At 39.0% G+C, this 2,462-nt stretch carries 3 protein-coding genes and 1 pseudogene; all 4 read right to left on the reverse strand.

Annotated elements, in window-relative coordinates; genetic code table 11:
• Positions 1-332 precede the first annotated feature (332 nt).
• On the reverse strand, positions 333-917 hold the full coding sequence (locus ABYD77_RS18830) for a TetR/AcrR family transcriptional regulator (protein ID WP_274761073.1): 585 nt from the start codon (positions 915-917) through the stop codon (positions 333-335).
• Positions 918-992: 75 nt separating this feature from the next.
• Positions 993-1,688 (reverse strand): LrgB family protein, encoded by a 696-nt coding sequence (locus ABYD77_RS18835; RefSeq protein ID WP_372771630.1) that lies wholly within the window; start codon positions 1,686-1,688, stop codon positions 993-995.
• Positions 1,685-2,044: a CidA/LrgA family protein gene (locus tag ABYD77_RS18840; RefSeq protein ID WP_372771631.1), complete on the reverse strand. Its 360-nt coding sequence runs from the start codon at positions 2,042-2,044 to the stop codon at positions 1,685-1,687. Before ABYD77_RS18840 ends, ABYD77_RS18835 begins: the two co-directional genes overlap by 4 nt.
• Before the next feature lie 48 nt (positions 2,045-2,092).
• Positions 2,093-2,462: pseudogene (locus ABYD77_RS18845) on the reverse strand (enoyl-CoA hydratase); the annotation flags it as partial.

The following is a 2,462-nucleotide window of genomic DNA, read 5'->3' on the forward strand; positions in this document are numbered from 1 at the left end:
AACGACACGTTTGCGTGGTTGTAATTGTTGTTCGGTTGCTTCACTAAAACGCACCACTTGTGCATTAGCGTGAAACACCAAAAACAACAGACTTAATAAAAGTCCAATTTGTTTAAATGAGCGTGGAGAAGTCATTGTATTTCCAATTTAGTAGACCAGTCGTCTAGTTGATTGTCTTTTATAATGGCAATTGTTGCAAGATGAATTTCGGCTGAATGATATTATTGATAAGCTAAATTGAATTAAGTGATTGAATTTTTTGTTTATATTTAAAAAATATTTTTTAGACCGATTGGTCTACAGTGGTGGGTTTTTCAAGATGAAAGTGCCAATTAAGGCACTAAAATTGTTTCAAAAATAATATCGACAAAATTATCGTAAGGCTCTGTTGAGCGCTCTACCTGCATTTGTATTGCAGCACCATGGCTGGCATTAAACAAGAATGCTGCAATTTTATGTGGATCGAGTTTTTCGTTTACTTCGCCTTCTTGTTGGGCTTCTCGAATCGTTTGCGCCATCATGCTGTGCATTAAATCTTGCGCACATTTAATGCCGCCACGCATATTTTCACTGAGTTGTGATTGTTCCAGAATTAATTTTGGCACAAGGCACTCGCAGTCAATGCCTTCTTCTTCGTGAAACTGTTGAATTCGTTTGAACCAGTTATTTATCCGCTGCAGAGGCGAATATTTGCGGTCTCGCAGAAATTCACGCATAAAGTCGTGAGTTTGATCTTGGGCGCGTTCAATTAATGCTAAACCAAAGTCTTCTTTAGACTTAAAATAATGATAAAATGACCCTTTAGGCACTCCAGCCTTATCTAGGATTTCTTTTAAGCCACATCCGTTGTAACTTTTTTCGATAATCAGCGCATGACCTGCCGCCAAAATCGCTTCTTTGGTATCTGGCTTATTCATATTTGGGGTAATTTTTACATACACACTTTATGAGTATTATTAGACCAGTCGTCTCTAAAGTCAACTTTCACCATTTTATTGGAGTGTAAATAGATGACTTATCACAGTGTAGATTAACGGTAATAGTACTGGCGTCAATATGGCGCTTAATACTAAACTAACCGATGCAAATGCCCCCATTCGTTCACTCACCTCAATTGCCCTTGCGGTGCCTACGGCATGACAGGCAGCGCCAAGTGCGAGTCCTTGACTAGGGACGTGCTTTACACCAAAAAAAGAAAGCAAAGGCAAACCAATCACAGCACCAAAAATCCCAACGCAAATCACCACAACAGCCGAAAGTGCACTAATTCCTGCAAGTTGGTTACTCACTTCAATTGCGATGGGGGTGGTAACCGCATTAGGAGCAAGACTGACAACCAGTTTCTCACTCGCGCCCAAGCTATGCGCTGTTAACATTGCAATGATAGATGAGCTTGCAACACCAGTTACGCTACACAGAATATAACGCCATGTTGCTTTTTTGATGGTGTTAGACTCTTTATAAAGTGGAATTGCCAATGCCACAATGGCCAAATCTAATAACCAGAAAAACGGGGTATTTACCTCGGCAAACTTTGCATAACTAATATCACTCCATATCAGTACTAAACTTATAAGCGAAATACTTAACAAAATTGGGTTACATAGACTGTGTTTAAAATAATGGGTTTGTAGCCATTTAAAGGCGAAAAAACATATTGGACAGATAACAATCAAAAATAGGCTCATGATTGTTCCTTATCGTTAGCTGCAAAAAGAAAACTTGCTACTTTTCCAACAATAAACAGCGTACCTACGGTGGCAGCAAGTACCGAGGAAACAATTAAAAACAGGTTATCTTTTATTAGGTCTAAATGCTGAATGATACCAACCCCAGCTGGAATGAAAAAAAGTGGGAAATATTTAAGTAATAGATTACCCACGACTTCACACTGTTTAAGTGACACTACATTTAATTTGAGCGCAAGCAATAATACACCCATTGCTAGCACCGCAGGCGGAAATTTGAAATCAAGATAAAACAGCAGCCCTTGCGCAATTCCAAGGGCTGAGAGTAAAATGATCAGACTATAAATATATTTCATATTGTTAGCCTACCACAGCTTTATTCCAAATCTACTGGTCTTTAGTCGTTACCAATTTGCAGAGTCGAAGAAGGGTTTTGATTCGTCTTTTAATCGGTTGTTTATTGCGCGCTTTATATTTTTACCGCGTAAGATTTTAATTTGATTCAGTGTTTCTGCGGCCAGTAATTTACGGCGATTAACTAACATATGTTTTTGATACGTACGCTTGTTAGCAGCTAGGGCATCTGGTGATTTTACTAAGAGTGCATCTTGAAGTTGTTCGCAGCGTTTGTCTAAATCATCACAGACTTCAGTAACTAAATTAAGCGAAAGAGCTGTTTTTGCATCAATTGGGTCGGCAAGGTGAGTGAGCTTTAATGCTTGATCATAAGGCATTAAGCCTTGCAACATCACACTGCCAGCCATATCAGGCGTG

It is taken from the genome of Pseudoalteromonas sp. (assembly GCF_041629635.1).
Classification (GTDB): domain Bacteria; phylum Pseudomonadota; class Gammaproteobacteria; order Enterobacterales; family Alteromonadaceae; genus Pseudoalteromonas.